Raw genomic sequence first — 23,936 nt, forward strand, 5'->3', positions numbered from 1 at the left:
GGCTCGCAGCTGGTGGCTGTTTTAGTGTGTGTCATAGGTAAGACGCACCGGCCCGGGAAAACGTCACGGTCGGTTCTCTGTGAGGATGCTGGGAGCACGGGCGACATGACGGATCTCGGCGGAGCGCCCGATGAGGTCCTCGCGGCCCGCGCCGCCGATGGTGATGCGAATGCGTTCGGAACACTGGTCCGCAGACACGCTCCATTTCTCATCGCGTTCGCCACGAAGCTGACCGAGTCCCGTGCCGACGCGGACGATTGCGTGCAGGACGCCCTCATCACGGCCTGGCAGAAGCTGCCGGACCTCGAGGACCCGTCGAAGGTGCGGGCATGGCTCACGACGATCGTGTCGCGGAACGCGACATCCCGGATGCGGTCACGACGACCGGCCGATTCGATCGACGATGTCGAGGTGGAGTCGGATGAACCCGGGCCGGAGCGATCCGCTATCGCGTCGTCCCAACTCGACGCACTGAACGCCGCCCTGCAGACCCTGACGCCCGAACAGCGCAGCGTGTGGGTATTGAAAGAGGTCGGCGGCAACAGTTACGAAGAGATCGCCGAGCAGGTGGGAGCGAGCGTTGCGACCGTACGCGGCCGGCTCGCCCGGGCGAGACAGGCGCTTCTCGAAACGTATGGAGGAATGGAGGTGAGCATGGACGACACGATCGGCAACTCGGGCTACACGCTCGAAGACCTCTCCGCGTATCTCGATCGCGGCCGCTCGCCGGCGATCGCGGCGATCGACACGGATGCCGAATGCCAGGCGGTTTTGGCGTCGCTCGAGCGCTTCGGCTCGCTCTCTCGCGAGCTGGTCGAGCGCGAGGCCGAGCCCGTGCCCCAGGGGTGGTTCGATCTGGTGATGCGCGATGTCACCCGCGAACTGCGGGCTGGGCGCGACATCCCGTTGACCGCGCCCGACGAGCGGGTCGAAATGGTCATCACCGAGGGAGCGAATCACGAGCTCGTGCGGGAAGCGGGGGATGCGGTACCCGGCGTGTTGGTGGGGCGCACCACGATCGATGGGGACATGGACCAGCTCGGTGCCGAGGTTTCGGTGCGGGTGACGATCAGCGTGCTCTTCGGGCGTCGGTTGGCGGACGCATCCCGTGCCGTGCGCGACGCGGTGATCGATGCCCTCGGGGCTCACACCGCACTCCGGGTAAGCGGAGTGGACGTGGTGGTCGACAACGTTCACACGGCCGACAAGCTCGAGGGGGAGCGATGAGCGAGAGCCTGGACGAAATCGCCTACGCGGTCGATTCCGCTGCACGGGGCGTCGCTGGGCTCGAGGACGTCTACTCCGCGCGCCCGCTCCTCGCGCGGGCCGCCCGGCGACTGATCGAGGACGACGAACCGCTCGCGCTCGTTCAGCGTCAGGGAGAGTCGCTCGAGATCACCGTCAGCGTCGCGGTGGCCGCCGACGGTGTCGCGGCATCCGCCGTGGCCACCGCCGTCGCCGAGGCGGTGCACGCGGTGGTCGATCCGCTCGCAGCATCCGGCTCCCCGCAGGCCCGGGTGCGTGTTCGCGTCAGTCGCGTGCTCGCGCCCTCCGGGCGCGGCCCCGCGGCAAGTGTCGCCGAAGGACCGTGATAATCTGTCGGAGGTTCTCGGGCCTGTGGCGCAGTTGGTAGCGCGCTTCGTTCGCAATGAAGAGGTCAGGGGTTCGAATCCCCTCAGGTCCACCAAACGACAGACGCCCCCTTGTGGGGCGTTTGTCGTTTGGTCGTGTGTGCGGTGATGAGAACCCCTGGGTGGGCCCACGCCGCTCGAGGCTCCGCGCGCCGCGCAGCGGCGTGTGGAGAAAGCGGTGGGGACGAATCCCCTCAGGTCCACCAAACGACAGACGCCCCCTTGTGGAGCGTTTGTCGTTTGGTCGTGTGTGCGGTGATGAGAACCCTTGGGTGGGCCCACGCCGCTCGAGGAAAACGAAGAAGGCGCCCCCGCGAGGGCGCCTTCTTCGTTTCGTGCGGATCAGGACGGGCGCTTGGCCTTGTTGACGCCGCGTCGGACGAAGCCGAACACGATCGTCCCGATGATCAGGATGATGCCGATGATGCCGAGCCAGAGCAGGCCCTCGAGGGCGAAGCCGACGACGGCCAGAATGGCCCAGGCCACGAGCAGAATGACGATGATAGTGATGGGACGATCCTTTCGTGAGTGGGGTGTTCGACGGACGAGAGGAACACCTGAAGAATACGGCTTCGCTCGCAGTGTCGGGCGGTCGCGGGGCTGAACGCAACCCCCCGTCTGGTGTCGGCGGTTCGGCTTAGAGTGGTGGCCGACTCCAGACCCGGAAGAAGGAAACAGTGCAGCAGCGACCCATCGGATCTCGCACCGTCAGCGCGATCGGACTCGGCGGCATGCCGATGTCGATCGAGGGAAGGCCCGATCGGGTCCGGTCGATCGCGACGATCCACGCCGCGCTCGAAGCGGGCGTCACACTCATCGACACCGCCGACGCGTACCACGAGCACGCCGACGAGGTCGGACACAACGAGACGCTGATCGCCGAGGCGCTGCGCTCGTACGGCGGCGACACATCGGGCGTGCTGATCGCGACCAAGGGCGGACACCTGCGGCCGGGCGACGGCAGTTGGACCCTCAACGGGCGTCCCGAGTACATCAAGGAAGCGGCTCAGGCATCCGCTCGTCGTCTCGGCGTCGAGGCGATCGGCCTGTACCAGTTCCACCGGCCCGACCCTTCGGTGCCCTACGCCGATTCGGTGGGGGCGTTGCGCGAACTGCTCGACGAGGGGGTTATCGAGATGGCCGGAATCTCCAATGCCTCGATCGCTCAGATCGATGAGGCGAACCGCATCCTCGACGGCCGGCTCGTCTCGGTGCAGAACCAGTTCTCGCCGGTGTTCCGTTCCAGCCTCGAAGAACTCGAGCACTGTGCCCGCCTGGGTATCGTGTTCCTGCCCTGGTCGCCGCTCGGTGGCATCACTCGCGCGGCCGATGTGGGCGCGCAGCACGACGCGTTCCAGACGGTGGCGGATGCTCGGGGTGTTAGCCCGCAGCAGATCGCGCTCGCATGGGAACTCGCGCTCGCCCCGATCGTCATCCCCATCCCCGGGGCCTCGCGGCCCACGAGCATCCAGGATTCGGTGCTCGCGGCCGACATCGAGCTGAGCGACGACGAGCTCGCGTCGCTGTCCGCCTGAACACGCCTTTCGGAGACGTCATGAAGAACATCACACTTGCAGGAACGCCCGCGCCGAACGTGGTGCTGGGCCTGATGCGAATCCAGGAAAAGACCGACGATGAGGTGCGCGAACTCGTCGCCGCGGCACGAGACGCCGGGATCGACTTCTTCGACCACGCCGACGTTTACGGCACGGACCTCCACGGCTGCGAGCGGCGCTTCGCCGAGGCGATGCGGCTCACGCCCTCGCAGCGCGACGAGATCACGCTGCAGACCAAGTGCGGGATCGTTCGTGAGGGGCCCTACTTCGACTTCTCGTACGAGCACATCATGTCCTCCGTCGAGGGGTCGCTGCGTGCGCTCGACACCGATCGCATCGACATCCTGCTGCTGCACCGGCCCGACGCGCTGGTCGAGCCCGAAGAGGTCGCCCGCGCGTTTGATGAGCTCGAAGCATCCGGAAAGGTCCGTGCGTTTGGCGTCTCGAACCATACTCCGCGGCAGATCGACCTGTTGCGGTCTGCGGTGACACAGCCGATCATTGCGAACCAGTTGCAGCTGTCGATCACGCACGCGCCGATCGTGGTGCAGGGGCTCGCTGGCAACATGCAGGGGCTCGACCAGTCGATCGTGCGCGACGGGGGCGGGATCGTCGATTACTGCCGCCTCAACGGCATCACGGTGCAGGCCTGGTCGCCGTTCCAGGCCGGATTCTTCGACGGGGTCTTCCTCGGGTCGTCCGACTATCCCGAACTGAACGCCGTGATCGACCGGCTGGCCGCCGCCTATGACGTGCCGGCCATCGCGATCGCGACGGCGTGGATCACACGTCACCCGGCGAACATGCAGGTCGTGCTCGGCACCACGTCGCCCGAGCGGGTCACCGGGGCGGCCCTCGGCTCAGACATCCCGCTGGCGCGCGCCGAGTGGTACGAACTGGCGCGTGCCGCGGGTCACCGGGTGCCCTGAGCCGCCGACCGGCGGCGCCACTCAGTCGGCGTCATACCGATCTGTGCGCGAAAGGCGCGACTGAAGTGGGCGTGGTCGGCGAAACCCCAGCGGTAGGCGACGGACGAGATGGACAATAGCCCCCTCGTATCCTGCGCGAGGGCGGCGGCGGCCAACTCGATCCGGCGAGTGCGCACCCAATCTCCGAGCGAGATGCCCATCCGACTCAGCACCAGATAGACATAGCGTTCTGAGATTCCGAACTCGGCCGCAATCGTCCCCGCTGACAGATCCAGATCCGAGATCCGCGCTTCGAGGAACTCGGCCATCCGCATGCCGAGGGAAGAGGCGAGGGCATCGCGCCCGAAACTCTCGTTCGCCACGCTCACGGTCAACAGAGCTCGCACGAGCTCGATGATCGGTTGCTGCAGTGCGGCGCGCTCCTCCGCAGACGACCCCCGCACGGCGGAGGCCGCGCGGGCGAGAAAAGCCGAGGTCACGGAGACGAGGGTCTCGCGGGGGTCGAGGGTGCGTGCGACCTGGGACCGAACGAGTCGATAGGGAAGCCCCAACCTCTCGATCGGCACCTGGTAGGTCGTCCGCACGGCGCCTGGGGTGAACCGAATCAGGTACGGCTCGGACGAGGTGTACAGCACCATATCGCCGGCGCGGAGGCGGGCCAGTCGACCCGCCTGGGCGAGCACGGTCGTACCGCTCTCGACGACGCTGATGAGCAGACTCGGCACCGAGGCATCCTGAGCCAGTCGCGCGGTCCGCTCGATTTCGCCGCCCGCGGCCCGGACGGAGAGCATCTGGATATCGCCGAAGTCTGCGATGAAAGAGCGCACTCGGATTTCGAGGCCGGGATAGGGGCGTAGCTCGAGAGGGATGCGTCCCGCGAGCATGTGTTCACGGAGGATGTCCACCCGGTCCGTAGCCGGCAGTCCCTCCAGCTCGATGACCGCTGCCACGGTCCCTCCGATCGGACACGCTGAGGGGTGTGCCGCTGCCACGATGGTAGCGGTCCCAACCACGCCGGTACAGAAGGGGAACAGGTCAATGCGTCGCGGTTCAAGACGCCAGGCGTTTCGCGCGACAGGGTCGACAGACATCCTCCCGCCACGAAAGGACGCCTCATGACCGCACCCGAAGGTTCGACCCTCACCGCGCGCGAGCTCGACGAGATCAGCCGCGCCAACGATACGGGCCGCGTACCCGTCGTGTTCGTGCACGGGTTATGGCTGCTCTCGAGCAGTTGGGATGCCTGGCGCGACCTCTTCGAACAGAACGGCTACGCCACGATCGCGCCGGGTTGGCCCGACGACCCCGCGAGCGTGGAGCAAGCACGCATCGACCCCGAGGTCTTCGCGCACAAGATGGTGCAGCAGGTCACCGACCACAACCTCGACGCGATTTCACACCTCAGCGTCAAGCCCGCGGTGATCGGACACTCTTTCGGAGGCCTCATCGCGCAGAAGATCGCGGGCGAAGGTGCGTCCGCCGCGACGGTGGCCATCGACAACGCCCCGTTCCGGGGAGTCCTACCCCTGCCGATCTCGGCGCTCAAGTCCGCCGCGCCCGTGCTCGCCAACCCCGCCAATTCGGGACGTGCCGTATCGCTGACTTACGAACAGTTCGCGTTCGGCTGGGTCAACAACCTCGATGATGACGAAGGACGGGCTCTTTACGAGCAGTTCCACGTCCCGGCCAGCGGAGTACCGCTGTTCCAGGCCGCCACGGCCAACCTCAACCCCTTTTCCGAGACGAAGGTCGACACGAAGAACCCCCTGCGCGGTCCGATGCTGATCATCGCGGGAGACAACGACAACACGGTCCCCTTAGCCATCACACACGCGACCCACAAACAACAGAGCAAGAATCCGGGCGTCACCGAGATCGTCGAGGTGCCGGGCCGCGGACATTCGCTCACCATCGATCACGGGTGGCGAGAGGTCGCGGACCTCGCGCTCGCCTTCGTGCAGCGCTTCGTGTGAGGCGCGCGGGCGATCGACGCGGTGCTACCGTCCGGCGCCGACGGCCTCGGGGGTGTCCTCTCGTGACCAGCCGAAGGCGGGCGCGATCTCGCGGGCGATCGTCTCGAGCATGCGTGCGTTGTACTCGACCCCGAGCTGGTTGGGGACGGTCAGCAGCACGGTGTCGGCTGCCTGGATCGCCGCATCCTGCGCCAACTCCGCCGCGATCACGTCGGGCTCGCCCGTGTAGCTCTTGCCGAAGCGCGCCCGCACACCCTCGAGGATGCCGACCTGATCCTCGCTGTCCTCGCGCGAGCTGAAGAGCTGGCGGTCGAGGTCGCTCGTGATCGGGATGACGCTGCGGCTCACGCTGACCCGCGGTTCGCGGTCCCAGCCGGCTTCGGCCCAGGCCGCGCGGAACATCTGGATCTGCTCGAGCTGCAGCTCGTCGAACGGCACGCCGGTGTCTTCGACCAGCAGGGTGGACGACATGAGGTTCATGCCGAGCTCGGCGGTGCGGACGGCGGTCTCGCGGGTACCGGAGCCCCACCAGATGCGGTCGGAAAGACCAGGCGACTGGGGCTGGATCGCGAGGGCCCCGTCGCCGCTCATGCGCGGGTCGGCTCGGACGATTCGCTCGCCGCTGATCGCGGTGCGAAACAGTTCGGTCTTGCGGCGCGCGAGGTCTGCCTCGGTGTCGCCCTCGGCCGGGACGTACCCGAACGAGTGGGAGCCGTTGAGCGCGGGCTCGGGTGATCCGCGGCTCAGGCCGAGCTGCAGTCGGCCGCCACTGATCAGGTCGGCCACGGCAGCCTCTTCGGCCATGTAGAGCGGGTTCTCGTACCGCATGTCGATGACGCCCGTGCCGAGCTCGATGCGGCTCGTGCGGGCGCCCGCGGCCGACAGCAGCGGGAACGGGCTCGCGAGCTGCCGCGCGAAGTGGTGGACACGGTAGTAGGCGCCATCGATGCCAAGCTCTTCCGCCGCGACGGCGAGGTCGATCGACTGCAGCAGCGCGTCGCCGCCCGTGTTCGTCTGGCTCGAGTGGTGGGGGTGCCAGTGGCCGAAGCTCAGGAACCCGATGCGTTTGCGGTGCATACCGGGTGGAACGCATGCTGCCGCATGGACATTCCCGGGGTTTGCGGTGCTGACCTCGTCCTGGCGTAAGTCTGAAAGGAATCTCGGGCGCTCAGGTGGCAATCCGGGGCTCTCAGGCATGTTTTGGATGCTTCATTCCTTTCAGATTTACGCACTCGCCGTTGCCGGGGCGCAGCAGCGCGTCGTGCCGGTGTCCGCGCCTGTCCTCCCCAGGGCCCCTTTCCTCGTCGGAGTCTGCAGTTCAGGGGCCCGAACGCCGCGCGCGCTGCGGGCAGGGGTCGGATGGTGCTCATGCAGTTACGGCCTCCCGCTCCCATCACCAGCTATCGCACCTCCGCCGACCTGCTCGGTGCCGGAATGACGCGGCGCCGCATCACCGCGGCGGTCGCCGCGGGCACACTCCTGCGGATTCGCAGCGACGTTTACGTCGATGCGACGGTGGCCGCTCCGGTACTTGCCGCGGCCCGCGCGGGTGGCCGCCTGCACTGCGTCTCCGCGCTCGCATTGTCGAAAGTGTTCGTGGAGGAACGACCCGGCATCCATGCGCACTACTGGCGCAACGGCGTCCATCGTCCGGCCGGTCGAGACGTTGTGCGCCACTGGGGTGACCTGATGCGCACGCCACATCCGCGTTCGCTGATGGTGGAGCCGATCGATGCCCTCCGGCAGGCCATCCTGTGCCAGAAGCCGCGCGCCGCGATTGCGACCATCGACTCCGCGCTGAACCTCGGCTTCATTCGTGCCGACGATCTCCATGAGTTGTTCGGTGCGCTTCCGGAGCGTAAGCATGGTTTGCGTCCGCACATCGACGGACGCGCCGAGTCCGGGACCGAGTCCCTGGTGCGACTCATCGCCCGGTCGCTCGGTGGTCAGGTCGAGATCCAGGTATCGATCCGCGGAGTAGGCAGGGTGGACATCATCGTCGACGGGTGGCTCGTGATCGAGTGCGATAGCCGCGCGCATCACGAGGGATGGGAGGCCCAGCTGGAAGATCGTCGCCGGGATCTGGCCCTCGCGGCGCTCGGCTACACGTCGATCCGCCCGGCGGCCGAAGACATCCTCTACCGCCCCGAGGTCGTCGTTGCCGCGATCAAGGGGCTGCTCTGGTCTGCGGCGCGCGGTGGTCGACGCGTTCGCGTGTAAATCGGAAAGGATTCTGGCCCCGATACGCCAGAATCTGGAGGGTTTGGGGTGTAGTTGCCGCCGATGTTCCTTTGAGATTTGCGGCGCAGGGCGGGAACGACGCCGCAAAGGGTGGCGGGCGCCGAAAAGCGGGTGTGCGACGCGGCTCTAGGGTGGATCCGTGAACGCAGACCTCTCGCCCCGCAGCAGAATTGTCGCCGAACGTCTCGTCGAGGCCGGCATCCCCGGTCAGATCGTGGTGCTGCCCGATGCCGCCTCGACCGCCGCGCTCGCCGCGGCCGCCCTCGGTGTCGAGGTGGGCGCGATCGCCAACAGCCTGGTGTTCTGGAGCGACGGCGAGCCGTTGTTGGTCATGACGAGCGGCTCGCACCGGGTCGACACCGCTGCGTTGGCTGCGCGGATCGGCCGGCAGTCGATCACGCGGGCAACACCCGAGCAGGTGCGCGAGGCGACCGGCCAGGCGATCGGGGGAGTTGCCCCGACCGGACACCCCGCTCCGCTGACGACGATCGTCGACGAGCACCTCGCCACCTACCCGGAGCTGTGGGCCGCGGGTGGCACGCCGCACACGGTCTTCCCGCTGTCGTTCGACGAGCTGATACGCATCACGGGCGGAGCCGTGACAAAAGTCGACTGAAGCGCGAGTTGACTGAGGCGAAGGCCCGCTAGTCGGAGTCGCGCGGGATGGCGTAGGTCCAGCGCTCGGGGACGGATGTTTCGAGGTCACGCCAGTCGTCGATGCCGAAGTCGAAGACCGCGACGGCGCACGTCGGCATGTGCGGGATACCGCCGTCGTCCGGAAATCTCGACCAGTGCCGGGACAGATCCGACAATCCCGGATCGTGCGCCACCACGATCACGGAGCCTTCTGACCGGGCCGAGACGAGCTCCACGATGCGGCGCGGGGTGGCACCGTAGAGGCGTTCGTCGAGGCGCACGGTCGTGTCGAGCGCGGCGGCGAAAGCATCGGCGGTGGTGGCGGCGCGGAGCGCGGTGCTCGAGAGAAGAGCGGCACCACGCAGCTCCGGATGCTCAGCCGCTAGCCGTGCGGCCATCCGGGGCGCGTCACGTATGCCGCGTTCGTTCAGGGGGCGGTCGTGGTCGTCGACGCCGGGATGATCCCAGCTCGACTTCGCGTGGCGGATGAGCGCGAGCGTCTTCATGCGGCCACCTTACGAGGTCGCGCTGGTCCCTTCGACAGGCTCAGCGTTCGGGATGGTCGGGTGGGTCCCTTCGGCAGGTTCAGGGAGCGGGGGCAGGCTCAGGGACCGGGGGGAGGCTCAGCGGCCGGCTCGATACGACTCGGCCTGATATATCGCCGTGGTGGTGGACGGTCCCCGCGTCGGTGCGATACCTATGGAGAGCACCATTTGCGCAGCCGTGACTCGTGTCGCTTCTGCCGTGAACCGCCTGCCGCGCCGCCTGTCGGACCCGAACCGACGGATGCCGGACGGTAGGTCCCCGCAATATGAGTGGGGGGCAGGGGTGCGACCTCGAGGCACCCCCCACCCCGAGGTCGCACCCCTCGGCCCCCCTCTCAGCGGGCGAGGCGGGATGCCCGGGGTGACCCTCACTCTCAGAATCAGCGCGCCACGTACACCCAGGCGTCGCGGCCGCTCCTCAGCGTGACCGAAACCCGGTTGTACTGTTCGACCTCGTATTCGTCGGCGGCTTCGAGCTCGGCCTCGGTGATCCAGAGCAGGACGCCGACCACCTTGTCGAGCTGGTTTCCCGTACGGCGGACGATCGGATGCACGTCGCGGCCGCTGACGCCCGTGACGCGTGCGTCCTCGATTTCGAGATAGTCCGTCGTGAAGCCCGGCAGGACATCGGGTTCGCCGGCGAGCAGCCGACCGAACGTGTCGAGTTGCACGGCGGGGAGGCGGAGGGTTCCGTAGCTGAACAGAGCCACATCGGGTGTGGCGGCATCGGCGTGGGGCAGGCCGGAGAGGGCCATGTCAGCGGATGCCTCGGGTCACGGCATCAGGCTAGCGATCACCGTCGGTTGCGGCCAGGCTTTTCGGCCCACACGTCATGCACCGAAGATCGCGTGCGCCACCGTGAAGATCGTCAGCCCGGCCAGCGCGCCGACGATCGTGCCGTTGAGGCGGATGTACTGCAGGTCACGGCCGACCATCAGTTCGATCTTTTCGGTGGTCTCTTCGGGGTCCCACCGCTCGATCGTGTCGGTGATGACCGACGCGATGTCGTGGCGATAGCGGTTGACGGCGAACGTCGCAGCGTCCGTCACCCACGTGTCGACACGACGCTGCAGCGCGGGCTCGGAAGCGAGACGCCCCCCGATCTCGGCCAGGGCGGCGCGCGCACGCAGTCGGAGCCCGCTCTCGGGGTCTGCGAGCGACGACAGCAGCCCGTTCTTCGCGGTGTCCCAGAGCTGGGCCGCGAGGTCGCGCACGCGCGGGCTGTCGAAGACGGTCGCTTTCGCGTTCTCGAGCCGGGCGATGGTGTCGGGGTCGTGCTGCAGGTTGTCGGCGAGACGCGAGAGATAACCGTCGATCGCAATCCGCGCCGGGTGCTTGGGGTCGGCTCGCACCGCGGCGACGAAGTTCACGGCTTCTTTGTAGACGGTGTCGTCGACAAGACGATGCGCGATGGATGGCACCCAGCCGGGCAGTCGTCGCGAGACGAGACCGGCGAAGGCCGATTGGTTGCTCTCGAGCCAGGTCGCGATGGAGTCGGCAGCAAGGTCGACGGCGTTGTGATGCGCCCCGGTCTCGACGATGCGACCGAGCCAGGCACCGGCCGCGGGGCCCCACTCGGGTTCGATCACGTGCGAGCGTGCGAGGTCGGCGATGAGGTCGCGCACGTCGTCGTCGCTGACGGCGCGGAGCACGGCAGACGCGAGAGCAGAACCCTCAGTGGCGACGCGCTCGGCGTGCTGCTCTTGTGCAAGCCACGTCCCGAGTCGCGAGGCGACGCCGATGCTCTCGAGCTTCTCACGCACCACTTCTGCCGAGAGGAAGTTCGTCTCGACGAATTCGCCGAGGCTGCGCCCGATCTCGTCTTTGCGGTGGGGGATGATCGCCGTGTGCGGGATCGGGATGCCGAGCGGATGCCGGAACAGTGCCGTCACCGCGAACCAGTCCGCGAGCGCACCCACCATGCCACCCTCGGCCGCCGCGCGGACGTATGCCAACCAGGGCACGTCCTGTTGGAATGCGAAAGCGAACACGAACACGACGGCCATGAAGAGCAGTGCGCCGAGCGCGACGGCCTTCATCCGCGTCAGCGAGCGGCGGCGAGCCTGGTCGGCGGGGCTCAGGAGGGCCATCGGGGTGCGTGCCATCCGGTCATCCTCGCACGGCGAACCGTGCCTCAGGCGGGGGTTGCGTTGCCCGACCCACCCGCCCACGGCGGTAATCTTGCGGCGTGATCGATGACATCAAGAAGCGCGCCCTGCACCGCACGAGCATCCTCGAGGGTCAGCTGCGCGGGCTGACCAAGATGATCGAGAACGAGGACTACTGCATGGACATCATCGGGCAGTCCCGCGCCATCGAGAAGGCGCTCGAATCTCTCAACCGTCTGCTGCTCGAGAACCACCTGCGCACCCACGTGACGACGATGTTCGAGCAGGGCGGCACCGAGCGCGAGCAGGCCGTGGCGGAGCTCTTGCGCGCGTTCGACTTCGACAAGCGCTGAGCCGGGCGCCGTCCAGGCCGGGCGATCAGGACGGCTCGCCGCGCAGGCTCGTCCAGTTGCGGTCGAAGCTGCGCGCGCCGTGCACGCGGTCGGCGAAGCCGTCGAGGCGCTCCATCGTCGCGGCGTCGAGCGTCACACCGACACCGCCCATCCATCCGTCCACGTGCGCGGCGAAGCGCGACCCGGGAATCGGGGCGATCGGGATGCCGAGGGTAGCGGCGCGGGAGAAGAGCCAGGCGAAGGCCAGCTCGGTGCCGGTCAGGCCCGCGTCGCGCGCGACAGCCAGGTACTCGTCGCGTAGCGCCGCGTTCGCCGTGAGGTTCTCGGGCGCGAATCGCGGAAAGTTCGGCCGCATGTCACCCGGGCCGATGCGCGTCGCGTCGAAGTCGTCGCCGAGCAGTCCGCGACTCAACGGCGAGTAGGGCACGAAGCCGGTGCCGGTCTCGATCACCGCGGGGATCACGGCGCGTTCGACATCGCGACTGAGCACGCTCCACTCGGTCTGCAGTGCGGCGATCGGGTGGACGGCATTGGCGCGTCGGAGCTCATCCGCCGTCGCCTCGGAGAGCCCGAGGTGGCGCACCTTGCCCGCCGCGATGAGCTCGGCCATCGCTCCGACGGTCTCTTCGATGGGCGTATCGGGGTCCACCCGGTGCTGGTAGTAGAGGTCGACGTGGTCGGTGCCGAGGCGCTGCAGGCTCAGGTCGATCTGCTCGCGCACGTACTCGGGCGTGCCGCGCACCCCGCGTTTGCCGGCCGAGCCGCCGTGGATGCCGAACTTCGTGGCGACGACGACCTCGTCGCGCCGGGTTCGGAGCAGTCGCGAGATGATCCGTTCGCTGCGGCCGTCGCCATAGACGTTCGCGGTGTCGACGAAGCGGATGCCGGAGTCCACCGCGTGCGTGAGAGTCGCGAGCGCCGTGTCGTCATCGACCGGGCCGTAGACATCCGTGAGGCTCATCGCCCCGTATCCGAGGGCGGTGACAGTTAGTCCGTCGCCGAGTTCCACAGGGGGCAGGGCGACCGAGGGCAGGGCGACAGGGGGCAGGGAGTCGGCAGGCATGCCTCCGATCCTGCCAGGCGGACGAGGGGTCAGCGCGCGATCGGGCCGAGCCAGGCGGTCGCGACGGTCGAGTGCGCCGATTCGGGGTCGGAGGGGTGGAACTGGCCCGCGAGCACGTCGCGGTACAGCCGCGCGAGCTCGGACCCCGCGAAGTACGACGAGCCGCCGGCGACGAGGATCGCGTCGTCGACCACGGCCTTGGCGGCCACGACCGCGCGGTGCTTCAGCCCGGCGAGCAACGAAAACCACTTCGCGCCATGGTCGGCGAGTCCGTCGATGTCGGCGGCCAGCGCGGCGATCTGCGGCGGCAGGGCGTCGTAGGCGAGCGCCATGTCGGCGATGCGCCAGCGGATGTCGGGATCCTGGCTGTACGTCGTGCCGGTCTTCTTCGACGTGCGGGTCTGGGCTGTCGCGACCGCGACGTCGAGTGCCCGGCGCGCGATGCCGGTGTAGACCGAGGCGAGCAGGATCTCGAAGACGCTGAAGATGCCGAACACCAACGGGTCGGGCTGGGGGCCCGGGTCGATGCGGCGCACAACGCGGTCCGCAGGCGCAACGGCCGCGTGCAACTCGGTCGTGCGGCTCTGGGTGCCGCGCATGCCGAGGGTGTCCCAGTCGTCCCGCGTCGTGATGCGGCCCGCGGTCTCTTCGTCGCGCGAGACGAAGGCGTAGACCATCTTCGGGCCGTCGGCGGATGTCGTGTCGAGGCCGTGCAGGCCCAGATGCGACCAGACGGGTGCGAGCGAGGTGAAGATCTTCGTGCCCGTGAAGCTGTACCCGCCGTCGGTGAGCGGTGAGGCATCCGTGTCGCTTCCGAATAGCACGAGGTCGTTGCCGGCCTCGCTGATGCCGAAGGCGAAGACCTCGCCCGCGGCGGCGCCCGTCTGGACGAAGGCGAGGTCGTCGATGCCGCGGTCTTGCAGTACCTTCGCGACCCCTGTCCACACCAGGTGCATGTTGATCGCGAGGGCGGTCGCGGGTGCCGCGCCCGCGAGACGCTGCTGCAGAACGGATGCCTCGGCGAGGCCGAGTCCGGCGCCGCCGCGGTATTCGGGCACGAGGATCGCGAGGTAGCCCGCCGCGCGCAGATCGGCGAGGTCGTCCTCGGGGAAGGTGTTCTCGCGGTCGTGCGCTCCCGCCCGCGAGCGGATGCGCTCGATCAGGTTGTCGGGCAGGTAGGCGGTGGGGTCGAAGTCGGGCACGCCTCTATTGTCCCGCCGCCGGGGACCGAGCGGGCCGAGCTTTCGCGACGACCCGACCGGGCAAAGTCAGCCGCCGAGCACGCCGAGCACGCCGAGCAACTGCCGTACTGTCTCGTCGGGCTTGTCGCGGTGCGGTGAGTGCCCGGCCCCCGCCACGATGGACATCGTGAACCGAGGGTTCGCCGCGAGCACCCCCGCGGCCACGTCGCCCGTAAAGAGGCTGTAGACCTCGGGGTCGGCGCCGATGACGTGCGTCGGCACGGTGACGCGCGCGCACGCGTCGCGAACGTCCCAGTCGGGGTTCTGCACGGCGACCTGGTCGACCGCCCAGCGGCTCGCCCGCGCGACCGCGTCGACCTTCAGTTCGATGTCTTGCGGGTGCCACTCCGGGTGCTCCGCACGCACGAGCTCAGCGCGATTGTCGGCGAACGCCTGTTCCTGGCTCACGCGGACTGCCTCGGCGTCGGCCCCGAGCACGACGATGCCCGGATCGATCAGCACGAGTCGCCGTGCCCAGCCTGGTTGGCCCGCCGAGGCGACGACGGCCGCGGCGCCGCCGAGCGAGTGTCCGATCACGAGGTCCCACGGGCCGCCGTGCGGGGGAGTGGTGGCCGAGACATCCGCTGCGAACGCATCGATCGTGTAGTCGAGCGCGCGGGGCGCCGAGCCGTGTCCCCGCAGATCCACGGCGCTCGCCGCCCAGCCCGCCTCGCCGAGGGCCGCTCCGAGGCGCCACATCAGCGCGCCGCTCGAGCCGAGACCGTGAATGAGCAGCGCTCGGCGGGGCGCGTCGGTGGGGCCCCATGTGAGGGAGGGCAGCGCGAGGGGTGCGGTCATGCATCCAGCCTACGAACACGCAGCCGTGGGGAGGGCGCGCTGCCGCGCTCCGTTCCGGCCCCGCCGGCCTTCGGCGACGGCAAGATGGATGCATGATCTCGACCGAGCTGGCGAGCGCGCTGCGCGAGACGGGACTCGTCTGGCACCCCGCGTCGGGTGACCGATTCCAGCTCGACGAACCCGAGTTCGAGGCCGACATCTTCACCGTCAGCGAGATGACGATCGAGCCGCGCGAATATCCGACCGGAATCATCCTGGCCTTCAACGGCACGACCGAGTGGGCTCTGGATTCCGTCGCGCTCGAGGATGCTCTGTGGCTACCGCGCGAAGATCAGCTACGCGAACTGCTGCGGGGCACCTTCCGCGTGCTGCGGCGCCTGGCCGACACGCACGAGATCGAGATCGAGATAGCGGGGGAGGCGGCCGTGTTCACGCATCCGGAACCGTCGGATGCGTACGCCCTGGCCCTCCTGCACGTGCTGCGCCGCATCGCGTGACCTGCGGGGCATCACGTGATGGTGTGCACGGGCTCTGTGTCGGGGAGGGGGCTCGCGTCGCGGCCGCGCAGGTCGGGGAACGAGCGCACCCAGACGACCGAGACGATCACGCCGAACACCGCGAAGATCGCCGCGGCCCAATAGGCGGCCGTCGGGCCTGCGCCATCGATCACGAATCCCGCGATGGCCGATCCCGCGGCGGCACCGATGAGCTGCCCGGTGCCGATCCATCCGTAAGCCTCGGCCGTGTCGCTGAATTTCACACTCGCGCTCGTGATCGCGAACACCACGGCAAGGGCCGGGGCGATGCCGATCCCCGCGAGCATCAGCGTGCCGCCGATCCAGAAGACATTGAGCGAAATCGTCGTCAGTGCGAGGCCGATCGCGACAACCGTCAGGCGACGTGCCATCGCCCACGACCCGATCGGGATGTGCCCGAAGCTCAAGCCCCCCGCCAGGCTGCCGATGGCGAAGAGGGCGAGCACGATGCCGGCCTCGAACCCGCCGTGACCGAACGTCGCGACGACACCCGCCTCGACCGCCGCGCACGCGCCGATCAAGAGGAACCCGATGACGGTCGCCAGCAGCACGGGCGGTTTGGCCAGCACCTTGCCGATCGTGCGGCGGCTGCGCGGGATGCGGACGCGCCCGATCTCGGGCGACATGATGAACCACGCGCATCCGCCCAGCAGGATCACGACGATCAGGAGCATGGCCGTGGTCGTGCCCGCCTGGAGGGCGACGAACGTGATGACGACGGGTGCAAAGACCCAGATGAGCTCTTGCAGGGAGGCATCCAGGGAGAAGAGCGGTGTCAGCTGACGGGAGTTGACCATCTTCGGATAGACCGTCCGCACCGCCGACTGCACCGGCGGGGTGGCAAGGCCCGCGACGAGACCGAACGCCATGGTCAGTGGGAGTGCCATGGGGAAGAGCCCGAGCACCAGCAGTGCGGCGGCGCAGACGAGGGTGGTGAGCGTGAGGACGCGGCGCATGCCCCAGATACCCATCCAGCGACTCGTGACCGGTCCGGCTGTCGCCTGACCCACCGAGGTGGCGGCCAGCACGAGGCCCGCGGCGCCGTACGATCCCGTCAACTGCTCGATGTGGAGCAGCAGCGCGAGCGAGATCATCCCGTTCGGGAATCGCGCCGTCAGTTGCGCGGCGATGATCCGGCCGACGCCGGGCGTCTTCAGTAGTTCCCGATATGCGCCCACGAGAGGTCAATGGTAGTCCCGGTGTGCGACACGCCGACACTGTTCACGACACGCCGGTGCGAAGGTGCGACACGCCGTGTCGACGTTCTCCACAGGAATCCGGATGTCGGAGGCCCCCCATAACGTCGTGCCTGTGGATAGCTCGGGCCGAGGCATCCGAATGCGGCGTTATTCAGCGATTTTTCAGGTTCGAAATCGGACCGCCGCCTGTGGATGAATCGGTGGACAACCTGTGTTGTTAAGGGGAGAGGCGGTGGAGAACTACACGAATGTAACTACTACCCCTTGTGGTGCCTTCCGGTGTCGGTACCCATATGTAGTATTGGACTCCCGGTGGGGGGACGCCGGCTCAAGCAACCAAGAAGACCGATGAATAAGGGGATGAAGGCCGAAATGGCAATCACCGTTTACACGAAGCCGTCCTGCGTCCAGTGCACCGCGACCTACCGCGCCCTCGACTCGAAGGGCCTCGAATACGAGGTACTCGACCTGTCGCAGGACCCGTCCGCACTCGAGCAGGTCAAGGCCCTGGGTTACCTCCAGGCGCCCGTCGTCATCACCGACGGCGACCACTGGTCGGGCTTCCGTCCCGACAAGATCGACGAACTCGCAACGCGCCTGGCCTGAGGCCCGGCGCACGGGAGGTGCGACGTGAGCAAGCTGGCTACGAAGGCACCCCTGCTCGTCTTCTTTTCGAGCGTCTCGGGCAACACGGCCCGGTTCATTGAGAAGCTCGGGATGCCGGCGGTCAGAATCCCTCTGCAGGGGGAGTCCACGCCCGTCATCGATGAGCCGTTCGTGCTCGTCACCCCGACGTACGGCGGGGGACAGGGGCGGGGCGAAGAAAAAGGCGCCGTGCCCAAGCAGGTGGTCCGCTTCCTCAACGAGGAGCGCAACCGCCAGCTGATCCGGGGAGTCATCTCCGCAGGCAACACCAACTTCGGTGAGTCATTCGGACTCGCCGGCGACATCATCAGCCGCAAGTGCAACGTGCCGCACTTGTACCGGCTCGAACTGTTCGGCACGCCAGAAGACATCGATCGCGTGAGCGACGGATTGGAACGATGGTGGACACAGCACTGAGCGAGACTCCCTTCAAGCAGAACGCGGCGTTCGACGGGATGGACTACCACTCCCTGAACGCGATGCTGAACCTGTACGGCGCGGACGGAAAGATCCAGTTCGACGCCGACAAGCGCGCCGCGCGGGAGTACTTCCTGCAGCACGTCAACCAGAACACCGTCTTCTTCCACTCGCTCAAGGAGCGTCTCGACTACCTGGTCGAAAAGGAGTACTACGAGCCGGCCGTGCTGGCGAAGTATCCGTTCGGGTTCATCCAGCAGCTCAATGACTTCGCCTACGGCAAGAAGTTCCGCTTCGAGACGTTCCTCGGGGCGTTCAAGTACTACACGAGCTACACACTCAAGACGTTCGACGGCAAGCGTTACCTCGAGCGGTTCGAAGACCGCGTCGTGATGACGGCGCTGGGACTTGCCGACGGCGACCAGAAGCTCGCGATGGAGCTCGTCGAAGAGATCCTCTCTGGTCGTTTCCAGCCCGCTACCCCGACGTTCCTCAACACGGGCAAGGCGCAGCGCGGCGAGCTCGTATCGTGCTTCCTGCTCCGCATCGAAGACAATATGGAGTCGATCTCGCGCGGAATCAACTCCTCGCTGCAGCTCTCCAAGCGCGGCGGCGGCGTCGCCCTGCTGCTCTCGAACATCCGTGAGGCCGGCGCCCCGATCAAGCAGATCGAGAACCAGTCCTCGGGCATCATCCCCGTCATGAAGCTTCTCGAAGACAGCTTCAGCTACGCCAACCAGCTCGGCGCACGTCAGGGCGCGGGCGCGGTGTACCTGCAGGCGCACCACCCCGACATCCTGCGCTTCCTCGACACCAAGCGCGAGAACGCGGACGAGAAGATCCGCATCAAGACGCTGTCGCTCGGTGTCGTCGTGCCCGACATCACGTTCGAGCTCGCTCGCAACGACGAAGACATGTACCTCTTCTCGCCGTACGACGTCGAGAAGGTCTACGGCGTTCCGTTCGGCGACATCTCGGTCACCGAGAAGTACCGCGAGATGGTCGATGACCCGCGCATCAAGAAGACCAAGATCAACGCGCGGGAGTTCTTCCAGACCCTCGCCGAGATCCAGTTCGAGTCGGGCTACCCGTACATCATGTTCGAGGACACGGTGAACGCGGCCAACCCGATCAAGGGCCGCATCAACATGTCCAACCTCTGCAGCGAGATCCTGCAGGTCAACACGCCGACGACGTACAACGAGGACCTCTCGTACTCGAAGATCGGTAAGGACATCTCCTGCAACCTCGGGTCGCTGAACATCGCGCTGGCGATGGACTCGCCCGACCTCGGCAAGACGGTCGAGACGGCCATCCGGGGTCTGACCGCGGTCAGCAACCAGAGCCACATCCGCTCCGTCCGCTCGATCGAAGAGGGCAACGACCGCACCCACGCGATCGGCCTCGGGCAGATGAACCTGCACGGCTACCTCGCTCGCGAGCGCGTCTTCTACGGTTCGGAAGAGGGCATCGACTTCACGAACATCTACTTCTACACGGTGCTCTTCCACGCCCTGCGCGCCTCGAACGAGATCGCGATCGAGCGCGGACAGGCCTTCGAGGGTTTCGAAGACTCGACGTACGCGTCGGGTGAGTTCTTCGACAAGTACACCGAGCGCGCGTGGGTTCCCGAGACCGACAAGGTCAAGGAAATGTTCGCCGGCGTGCACATTCCGACGCAGGATGACTGGACCGCCCTGAAGGCGAAGATCCAGCAGCACGGCATCTACAACCAGAACCTGCAGGCCGTGCCGCCGACCGGGTCGATCTCGTACATCAACAACTCGACGTCGTCGATCCACCCGATCGCGGCGAAGGTCGAGATCCGCAAGGAAGGCAAGCTCGGCCGCGTCTACTACCCGGCCGCGTTCATGACGAACGACAACCTGGAGTACTACCAGGACGCCTACGAGATCGGCTACGAGAAGGTCATCGACACGTACGCCGCGGCGACGCAGCACGTCGACCAGGGCCTGTCGCTGACGCTGTTCTTCAAGGACACCGCCACGACGCGCGACATCAACAAGGCGCAGATCTACGCATGGAAGAAGGGGATCAAGACGATCTACTACATCCGCCTGCGCCAGATGGCCCTCGAGGGCACCGACATGTCGGAATGCGTCAGCTGCACGCTGTAATCCTCCTATTGGATCTGAGAGAAGAACACCGATGAGCGAAAAGCTCCAGCTCCTGGACTCCGTCCAGGCCATCAACTGGAACCGCATCCAGGACGATAAAGACGTCGAGGTGTGGAACCGCCTGGTCAACAACTTCTGGCTGCCCGAGAAGATCCCGCTCTCGAACGACATCCAGTCGTGGAACACGCTCACTCCCGACGAGCAACTGCTGACGATGCGTGTTTTCACGGGTCTGACGCTGCTCGACACCATCCAGGGCACGGTCGGCGCCGTTTCGCTCATCCCCGACGCGATCACGCCCCACGAAGAGGCGGTGTACACCAACATCGCGTTCATGGAGTCGGTGCACGCGAAGAGCTACTCGTCGATCTTCTCGACGCTGTGCTCGACCAAAGAGATCGACGAGGCGTTCCGCTGGTCGGTCGAGAATCCGAACCTTCAGAAGAAGGCTCAGATCGTCATGGAGTACTACCGTGGCGACAGCCCGCTCAAGCGCAAGGTCGCCTCGACCCTGCTCGAGAGCTTCCTCTTCTACTCGGGTTTCTATTTGCCGATGCACTGGTCGTCGCGCGCCAAGCTGACGAACACAGCCGACCTGATCCGCCTCATCATTCGCGACGAGGCCGTGCACGGGTACTACATCGGCTACAAGTTCCAGAAGGGGCTCGAGAGGGTCTCGCAGGCCGAGCGTGACGAGATCAAGGACTACACGTTCTCGCTCATGTACGAGCTCTACGACAACGAGGTGCAGTACTCGCAGGACCTTTACGACGAGGTCGGGCTGACCGAGGACGTCAAGAAGTTCCTGCATTACAACGCCAACAAGGCCCTGATGAACCTGGGCTACGAGGCGATGTTCCCCTCGAGCGTCACGAACGTGAACCCGGCGATCCTGTCGGCCCTCTCGCCGAACGCGGACGAGAACCACGACTTCTTCAGCGGGTCGGGTTCGTCGTACGTCATCGGCAAGGCCGTCGCGACCGAGGACGACGACTGGGACTTCTGAGCCCCGTCTGCTGACTCGGTCCCTCCGGTCCCGCAATTGCAGCGAAACACCCCTTCTGCTTCCAAACACCCCTCGACAGGGGGTGTCTCGACGCAGAAGGGGTGTTTCGGCGTTTAAGGGCGACGAGCTCAGCGCCGGGTCGAGAATGTCACCGTGAACTTCGACGTGCGGGCGACCTGACGCGTCGGGCCGACCAGACTCTCCAGCGGCTGGCGGTACTGCAGTGCGGAGTTCCAGACGGTCCACAGCTCGCCGCCCGGTCGCAGCACGCGGGCCGCGTCGGCGAACAGGTGCCGCGCGATCGTCTCGTCGATCGCTCCGCCCCGATGGAACGGCGGATTCAGGGCGATGAACGACGCGCTCGCGTCAGGCAACGTCGACAGGGCGTCGTCGCGGACCACAGACATCCGATCCTCGATCCCGTTCGCGACAGCGGTCGCGCGAGCCGAAGCGACGGCGGCGGATGATTCGTCCGACGCGTAGACGCGCAGGCTCGGATACCGGAGGGCCAGCGTTGCGCCCACGATCCCGTTACCGCACGCCAGATCGATAGCCGCATCGTCGTCTTCACCCAGGATCGTCTCGGGCAGGTTGTCGATCAGGAGCCGTGTGCCGATGTCGAGCGAGGAGCCCGCGAAGACGCCTCCGAACGCGCAGACGACCACGCCGTCGTGCTGCGCGCGCGAGGCGAGCGGGTCGCGTCCGTTCTGCGGATCGCGTGCGATGAGAACCCGCGACTTCTGCCGAGCGTGCGAGACATCGAGCGTGGCGAAATACTCGCGCAGCACATCGTTCATGCCGAGGCTCATGTGCTTCAGGCGTCCGCCCGCGAATACGACGACGTCGGGCGATGCATGCGCGGCGATGAGGCCCGCGATGTCCCTCAGCGACTCGAGCGAGCGCGGCAGCCGCAGCAACACCACGCGAGCGTCGCGCACGAGTTCCGCGTCGAGAGGCAGCGAGGCGACGGATGCTTCGAGGTCCAACGACCGCGCGTTCGCGTCGAGCCCCCGCTCGGCCGACAGGGGGTCCTGGTGCACGCGCACCACACCGGGCGAGTCATCCGTCTCGCTCGCGACCGTGAGCGCGAGCGCGCCGTACATGTCGCCGATGACGACGACGTCCTGCCGCTCGAGGCCCGCTCGCGCGGCGGCGGACTCGTCGAGCAGAAGGCGATCCGCGGCGTCGTGCGCGCGCAGATCGGGGTCGTCGGAATCGGGGAACGGGCGTAGCGCGTCGAGGTCGAGGGTCACCGCACCCACGCTATCCCGGGGACGTCGCGCCCCAGACCACGCCAGCGCCGGCCGGGTGGCGCGCTGCCGGCTCCTTTCGGAGGCCAGTGTCGGAGGCCCATGTCCGAGGGCAGTGGCAAACTGACCGCATGCTGTTCGACGAACTCGCGGCAACGGCCGCCGCGGTCGGCGCGACGCGCTCCCGGCTCGCCAAGGTCGAGGTGCTCGCCGCCTTCCTGCGCGCGCTCGAGCCCGACGAGATCATTCCGGCCACCGGCCTTATGCTCGGCAGGCCGAGACAGGGAAAGGTCGGCGTCGGGTGGCGGAGCCTGGCGGCGACGCTCGAGGCGGCCGCCCCCGCACCGACGCTCACGATCGCGGATGTCGACGCCGCGTTCACGCGGTTGGTCGAGGCGTCCGGTTCAGGCTCCGCGGCGCGACGCTCGACGATCCTGCGCGAGCTGATGGATGCCGCCACCGAACGGGAACGTGATGCGCTGCGGGGTGCGCTGCTCGGCGAGGTGCGGACGGGCGCGCTCGAAGGTGTACTGACCGACGCGATCGCCCGCGCCGCCGAGCGTCCTGTCGCGGACGTGCGCCGAGCGGCAATGCTGTCCGGGGACCTTGCGAGCACGGCGCGAGTTGCCCTGACCGGCACGCCGGAAGATCTCGCGAACACCGGACTCGTGGTGGGGCGCGCCATCCAGCCGATGCTCGCGAGCACGGCCCCCTCGATCGCCGAAGCCATCGGGACGGTGGGTGAGGCATCCGTGGAGTACAAGCTCGACGGGGCTCGCATCCAGGTCCACCGGAGCGGCGACGACGTGCGGATCTTCACCCGCAACCTGGCGGACATCACGCACCGGCTGCCCGAGATCGTGGATGTCGTCAGACGGATGCCCGTGCACGATGTCGTGCTCGATGGCGAAACGCTCGCGCTCGACGAGAACGATGCACCGCGCGCGTTCCAGGACACGATGGCGCGCTTCGGGGCCGAAACCGCGCGAAAGATCGCGCTGCGGCCCTGGTTCTTCGACGTGCTGCACCTGGACGGTCGCGACCTGATCGACGAGCCCCTCGCCGCGCGGCTGGACGCGCTCGCAACGATCGCGCCGGACCACCGCGTTCCCGGTGAGATCACGGCGGATGCCGAAACGGCCGAGCGCATCGGGCGCGAGGCGCTCGCGGCAGGTCACGAGGGCGTGATGGTCAAGGGCATCGACTCGCTCTACGCCGCCGGGCGCCGCGGTGCGAGCTGGATCAAGGTCAAGCCGGTCCACACGCTCGACCTCGTCGTGCTCGCCGTCGAGCCCGGTTCGGGACGCCGGTCGGGCATGCTTTCGAACATCCATCTGGGCGCGCTCGACTCGACAGGAGAATTCGGGCCCCCGGGTGGATTTGTCATGGTGGGCAAGACGTTCAAGGGCATGACCGATGAGACGCTCGCGTGGCAGACCGCGCACTTTCCGACGATCGAGGTGCGCCGCGACCCCTACGTGCTGTGGGTTGAACCCGTGACCGTCGTTGAGATCGCGATCGACGGCGTTCAGCGTTCGTCCCGCTACCCGGGCGGCATCGCGCTGCGTTTCGCCCGGGTCAAGGGGTATCGCAGCGACAAAGAACCGCGCGACGCCGACACGATCCAGACGCTTCGGGGGATGCTGCGCGGCTGATGCGTCGTAAGCCCGC

25 protein-coding genes and 1 tRNA gene are annotated in these 23,936 nt (G+C 67.3%); 15 read left to right on the forward strand and 11 right to left on the reverse strand.

Going from position 1 to position 23,936, the window contains the following annotated elements; genetic code table 11:
* Positions 1-105 precede the first annotated feature (105 nt).
* From CGU34_RS17170 to CGU34_RS06535, 3 genes are all read left to right on the forward strand, one after another.
* Positions 106-1,227, forward strand: a complete 1,122-nt coding sequence (locus CGU34_RS17170; protein ID WP_198517704.1) for a sigma-70 family RNA polymerase sigma factor — start codon at positions 106-108, stop codon at positions 1,225-1,227.
* Complete coding sequence (locus CGU34_RS06530) at positions 1,224-1,592, forward strand: hypothetical protein (RefSeq protein ID WP_036300193.1); 369 nt, start codon at positions 1,224-1,226, stop codon at positions 1,590-1,592. Before CGU34_RS17170 ends, CGU34_RS06530 begins: the two co-directional genes overlap by 4 nt.
* Positions 1,593-1,611: 19 nt before the next feature.
* Positions 1,612-1,687, forward strand: a tRNA-Ala gene (locus tag CGU34_RS06535).
* Between the two features lie 286 nt (positions 1,688-1,973).
* Here the strand turns inward: CGU34_RS06535 and CGU34_RS16930 are convergent.
* Positions 1,974-2,117 carry a hypothetical protein gene (locus tag CGU34_RS16930; RefSeq protein ID WP_157811250.1) on the reverse strand — a complete coding sequence of 48 codons (144 nt, stop codon included), beginning with the start codon at positions 2,115-2,117 and terminating at the stop codon, positions 1,974-1,976.
* A gap of 191 nt (positions 2,118-2,308) precedes the next feature.
* On the opposite strand from CGU34_RS16930, the gene CGU34_RS06540 reads away from it, so the two are divergent.
* Both CGU34_RS06540 and CGU34_RS06545 read left to right on the forward strand, forming a co-directional pair.
* On the forward strand, positions 2,309-3,166 hold the full coding sequence (locus tag CGU34_RS06540) for an aldo/keto reductase (protein WP_036296399.1): 858 nt from the start codon (positions 2,309-2,311) through the stop codon (positions 3,164-3,166).
* Between the two features lie 20 nt (positions 3,167-3,186).
* Positions 3,187-4,116 carry an aldo/keto reductase gene (locus tag CGU34_RS06545; protein ID WP_100813642.1) on the forward strand — a complete coding sequence of 310 codons (930 nt, stop codon included), beginning with the start codon at positions 3,187-3,189 and terminating at the stop codon, positions 4,114-4,116.
* Here CGU34_RS06545 and CGU34_RS06550 read toward each other — a convergent pair.
* Entirely contained in the window at positions 4,101-5,066 is a 966-nt protein-coding gene (locus CGU34_RS06550) for a helix-turn-helix domain-containing protein (RefSeq protein ID WP_198517705.1), read from the reverse strand. The two genes, CGU34_RS06545 and CGU34_RS06550, sit on opposite strands and share 16 nt — an antisense overlap.
* 165 nt (positions 5,067-5,231) lie before the next feature.
* Between CGU34_RS06550 and CGU34_RS06555 the strand changes: the two genes are divergently transcribed.
* Positions 5,232-6,089 carry an alpha/beta fold hydrolase gene (locus CGU34_RS06555; RefSeq protein ID WP_100813644.1) on the forward strand — a complete coding sequence of 286 codons (858 nt, stop codon included), beginning with the start codon at positions 5,232-5,234 and terminating at the stop codon, positions 6,087-6,089.
* Between the two features lie 24 nt (positions 6,090-6,113).
* On the opposite strand, the gene CGU34_RS06560 is transcribed toward CGU34_RS06555, so the two are convergent.
* Positions 6,114-7,166: an LLM class flavin-dependent oxidoreductase gene (locus CGU34_RS06560; protein ID WP_100813645.1), complete on the reverse strand. Its 1,053-nt coding sequence runs from the start codon at positions 7,164-7,166 to the stop codon at positions 6,114-6,116.
* A gap of 291 nt (positions 7,167-7,457) precedes the next feature.
* On the opposite strand from CGU34_RS06560, the gene CGU34_RS06565 reads away from it, so the two are divergent.
* Both CGU34_RS06565 and CGU34_RS06570 read left to right on the forward strand, forming a co-directional pair.
* Positions 7,458-8,309, forward strand: a complete 852-nt coding sequence (locus CGU34_RS06565; protein WP_081766169.1) for an endonuclease domain-containing protein — start codon at positions 7,458-7,460, stop codon at positions 8,307-8,309.
* A gap of 160 nt (positions 8,310-8,469) precedes the next feature.
* Positions 8,470-8,946, forward strand: a complete 477-nt coding sequence (locus CGU34_RS06570) for a YbaK/EbsC family protein (protein WP_036296408.1) — start codon at positions 8,470-8,472, stop codon at positions 8,944-8,946.
* 28 nt (positions 8,947-8,974) lie between these two features.
* Here CGU34_RS06570 and CGU34_RS06575 read toward each other — a convergent pair whose 3' ends face one another.
* From CGU34_RS06575 to CGU34_RS06585, 3 genes are all read right to left on the reverse strand, one after another.
* Positions 8,975-9,472 (reverse strand): SixA phosphatase family protein, encoded by a 498-nt coding sequence (locus CGU34_RS06575; RefSeq protein WP_036296411.1) that lies wholly within the window; start codon positions 9,470-9,472, stop codon positions 8,975-8,977.
* 419 nt (positions 9,473-9,891) lie between these two features.
* Positions 9,892-10,266: a gamma-glutamylcyclotransferase family protein gene (locus CGU34_RS06580; RefSeq protein ID WP_100813646.1), complete on the reverse strand. Its 375-nt coding sequence runs from the start codon at positions 10,264-10,266 to the stop codon at positions 9,892-9,894.
* Positions 10,267-10,341: 75 nt separating this feature from the next.
* A complete protein-coding gene (locus CGU34_RS06585) occupies positions 10,342-11,616 on the reverse strand; it encodes a DUF445 domain-containing protein (protein ID WP_036296413.1) in 1,275 nt (424 codons plus the stop codon).
* Between the two features lie 83 nt (positions 11,617-11,699).
* On the opposite strand from CGU34_RS06585, the gene CGU34_RS06590 reads away from it, so the two are divergent.
* A complete protein-coding gene (locus CGU34_RS06590) occupies positions 11,700-11,972 on the forward strand; it encodes a metal-sensitive transcriptional regulator (RefSeq protein WP_036296416.1) in 273 nt (90 codons plus the stop codon).
* A 25-nt stretch (positions 11,973-11,997) separates the two neighbouring features.
* Here the strand turns inward: CGU34_RS06590 and CGU34_RS06595 are convergent, their stop codons facing one another.
* The 3 genes from CGU34_RS06595 to CGU34_RS06605 form a co-directional block, all read right to left on the reverse strand.
* On the reverse strand, positions 11,998-13,035 hold the full coding sequence (locus CGU34_RS06595; RefSeq protein ID WP_100813647.1) for an aldo/keto reductase: 1,038 nt from the start codon (positions 13,033-13,035) through the stop codon (positions 11,998-12,000).
* A 29-nt stretch (positions 13,036-13,064) separates the two neighbouring features.
* Positions 13,065-14,237: an acyl-CoA dehydrogenase family protein gene (locus CGU34_RS06600; protein WP_100813648.1), complete on the reverse strand. Its 1,173-nt coding sequence runs from the start codon at positions 14,235-14,237 to the stop codon at positions 13,065-13,067.
* Positions 14,238-14,303: 66 nt separating this feature from the next.
* Positions 14,304-15,074, reverse strand: a complete 771-nt coding sequence (locus CGU34_RS06605; RefSeq protein WP_100813649.1) for an alpha/beta fold hydrolase — start codon at positions 15,072-15,074, stop codon at positions 14,304-14,306.
* Positions 15,075-15,166: 92 nt separating this feature from the next.
* Here CGU34_RS06605 and CGU34_RS06610 point away from each other — a divergent pair, with 92 nt between their 5' ends.
* On the forward strand, positions 15,167-15,571 hold the full coding sequence (locus CGU34_RS06610; RefSeq protein WP_100813650.1) for a pilus assembly protein CpaE: 405 nt from the start codon (positions 15,167-15,169) through the stop codon (positions 15,569-15,571).
* A gap of 11 nt (positions 15,572-15,582) precedes the next feature.
* Here CGU34_RS06610 and CGU34_RS06615 read toward each other — a convergent pair whose 3' ends face one another.
* Complete coding sequence (locus tag CGU34_RS06615) at positions 15,583-16,788, reverse strand: MFS transporter (RefSeq protein ID WP_036294774.1); 1,206 nt, start codon at positions 16,786-16,788, stop codon at positions 15,583-15,585.
* 393 nt (positions 16,789-17,181) lie between these two features.
* On the opposite strand from CGU34_RS06615, the gene nrdH reads away from it, so the two are divergent.
* Genes nrdH through nrdF form a run of 4 tightly spaced genes read left to right on the forward strand, consistent with a single transcriptional unit; the run spans position 17,182 to position 21,015 of the window.
* On the forward strand, positions 17,182-17,415 hold the full coding sequence (gene nrdH / locus CGU34_RS06620) for a glutaredoxin-like protein NrdH (protein ID WP_036294795.1): 234 nt from the start codon (positions 17,182-17,184) through the stop codon (positions 17,413-17,415).
* Positions 17,416-17,439: 24 nt separating this feature from the next.
* Positions 17,440-17,871, forward strand: a complete 432-nt coding sequence (nrdI, locus tag CGU34_RS06625) for a class Ib ribonucleoside-diphosphate reductase assembly flavoprotein NrdI (RefSeq protein WP_036294771.1) — start codon at positions 17,440-17,442, stop codon at positions 17,869-17,871.
* A complete protein-coding gene (nrdE, locus tag CGU34_RS06630) occupies positions 17,853-20,009 on the forward strand; it encodes a class 1b ribonucleoside-diphosphate reductase subunit alpha (protein WP_036294768.1) in 2,157 nt (718 codons plus the stop codon). The genes nrdI and nrdE overlap by 19 nt, the downstream gene beginning before the upstream one ends.
* A 31-nt stretch (positions 20,010-20,040) precedes the next feature.
* A complete protein-coding gene (gene nrdF, locus CGU34_RS06635; RefSeq protein WP_036294765.1) occupies positions 20,041-21,015 on the forward strand; it encodes a class 1b ribonucleoside-diphosphate reductase subunit beta in 975 nt (324 codons plus the stop codon).
* Positions 21,016-21,143: 128 nt separating this feature from the next.
* On the opposite strand, the gene CGU34_RS06640 is transcribed toward nrdF, so the two are convergent.
* Entirely contained in the window at positions 21,144-22,268 is a 1,125-nt protein-coding gene (locus CGU34_RS06640; RefSeq protein ID WP_100813761.1) for a class I SAM-dependent methyltransferase, read from the reverse strand.
* A 128-nt stretch (positions 22,269-22,396) separates the two neighbouring features.
* Here CGU34_RS06640 and CGU34_RS06645 point away from each other — a divergent pair, with 128 nt between their 5' ends.
* Entirely contained in the window at positions 22,397-23,920 is a 1,524-nt protein-coding gene (locus CGU34_RS06645; RefSeq protein ID WP_036294761.1) for an ATP-dependent DNA ligase, read from the forward strand.
* The last annotated feature ends 16 nt before the right edge of the window (positions 23,921-23,936 follow it).

This window comes from Microbacterium lacus (assembly GCF_002812805.1).
In the GTDB taxonomy this organism is placed as follows: domain Bacteria; phylum Actinomycetota; class Actinomycetes; order Actinomycetales; family Microbacteriaceae; genus Microbacterium; species Microbacterium lacus_A.

Excerpts from the sequence above, each read along its gene's own strand:
- CGU34_RS17170 (WP_198517704.1), top strand. The coding sequence starts at position 106 with ATGACGGATCTCGGCGGAGCGCCCGATGAGGTCCTCGCGGCCCGCGCC.
- CGU34_RS06530 (WP_036300193.1), top strand. The coding sequence starts at position 1,224 with ATGAGCGAGAGCCTGGACGAAATCGCCTACGCGGTCGATTCCGCTGCA.
- CGU34_RS06545 (WP_100813642.1), top strand. The coding sequence starts at position 3,187 with ATGAAGAACATCACACTTGCAGGAACGCCCGCGCCGAACGTGGTGCTG.
- CGU34_RS06555 (WP_100813644.1), top strand. The coding sequence starts at position 5,232 with ATGACCGCACCCGAAGGTTCGACCCTCACCGCGCGCGAGCTCGACGAG.
- CGU34_RS06560 (WP_100813645.1), bottom strand. The coding sequence starts at position 7,166 with ATGCACCGCAAACGCATCGGGTTCCTGAGCTTCGGCCACTGGCACCCC.
- CGU34_RS06565 (WP_081766169.1), top strand. The coding sequence starts at position 7,458 with ATGCAGTTACGGCCTCCCGCTCCCATCACCAGCTATCGCACCTCCGCC.
- CGU34_RS06575 (WP_036296411.1), bottom strand. The coding sequence starts at position 9,472 with ATGAAGACGCTCGCGCTCATCCGCCACGCGAAGTCGAGCTGGGATCAT.
- CGU34_RS06580 (WP_100813646.1), bottom strand. The coding sequence starts at position 10,266 with ATGGCCCTCTCCGGCCTGCCCCACGCCGATGCCGCCACACCCGATGTG.
- CGU34_RS06585 (WP_036296413.1), bottom strand. The coding sequence starts at position 11,616 with ATGGCACGCACCCCGATGGCCCTCCTGAGCCCCGCCGACCAGGCTCGC.
- CGU34_RS06595 (WP_100813647.1), bottom strand. The coding sequence starts at position 13,035 with ATGCCTGCCGACTCCCTGCCCCCTGTCGCCCTGCCCTCGGTCGCCCTG.
- CGU34_RS06605 (WP_100813649.1), bottom strand. The coding sequence starts at position 15,074 with ATGACCGCACCCCTCGCGCTGCCCTCCCTCACATGGGGCCCCACCGAC.
- CGU34_RS06610 (WP_100813650.1), top strand. The coding sequence starts at position 15,167 with ATGATCTCGACCGAGCTGGCGAGCGCGCTGCGCGAGACGGGACTCGTC.
- nrdH (WP_036294795.1), top strand. The coding sequence starts at position 17,182 with ATGGCAATCACCGTTTACACGAAGCCGTCCTGCGTCCAGTGCACCGCG.
- nrdE (WP_036294768.1), top strand. The coding sequence starts at position 17,853 with ATGGTGGACACAGCACTGAGCGAGACTCCCTTCAAGCAGAACGCGGCG.
- nrdF (WP_036294765.1), top strand. The coding sequence starts at position 20,041 with ATGAGCGAAAAGCTCCAGCTCCTGGACTCCGTCCAGGCCATCAACTGG.
- CGU34_RS06645 (WP_036294761.1), top strand. The coding sequence starts at position 22,397 with ATGCTGTTCGACGAACTCGCGGCAACGGCCGCCGCGGTCGGCGCGACG.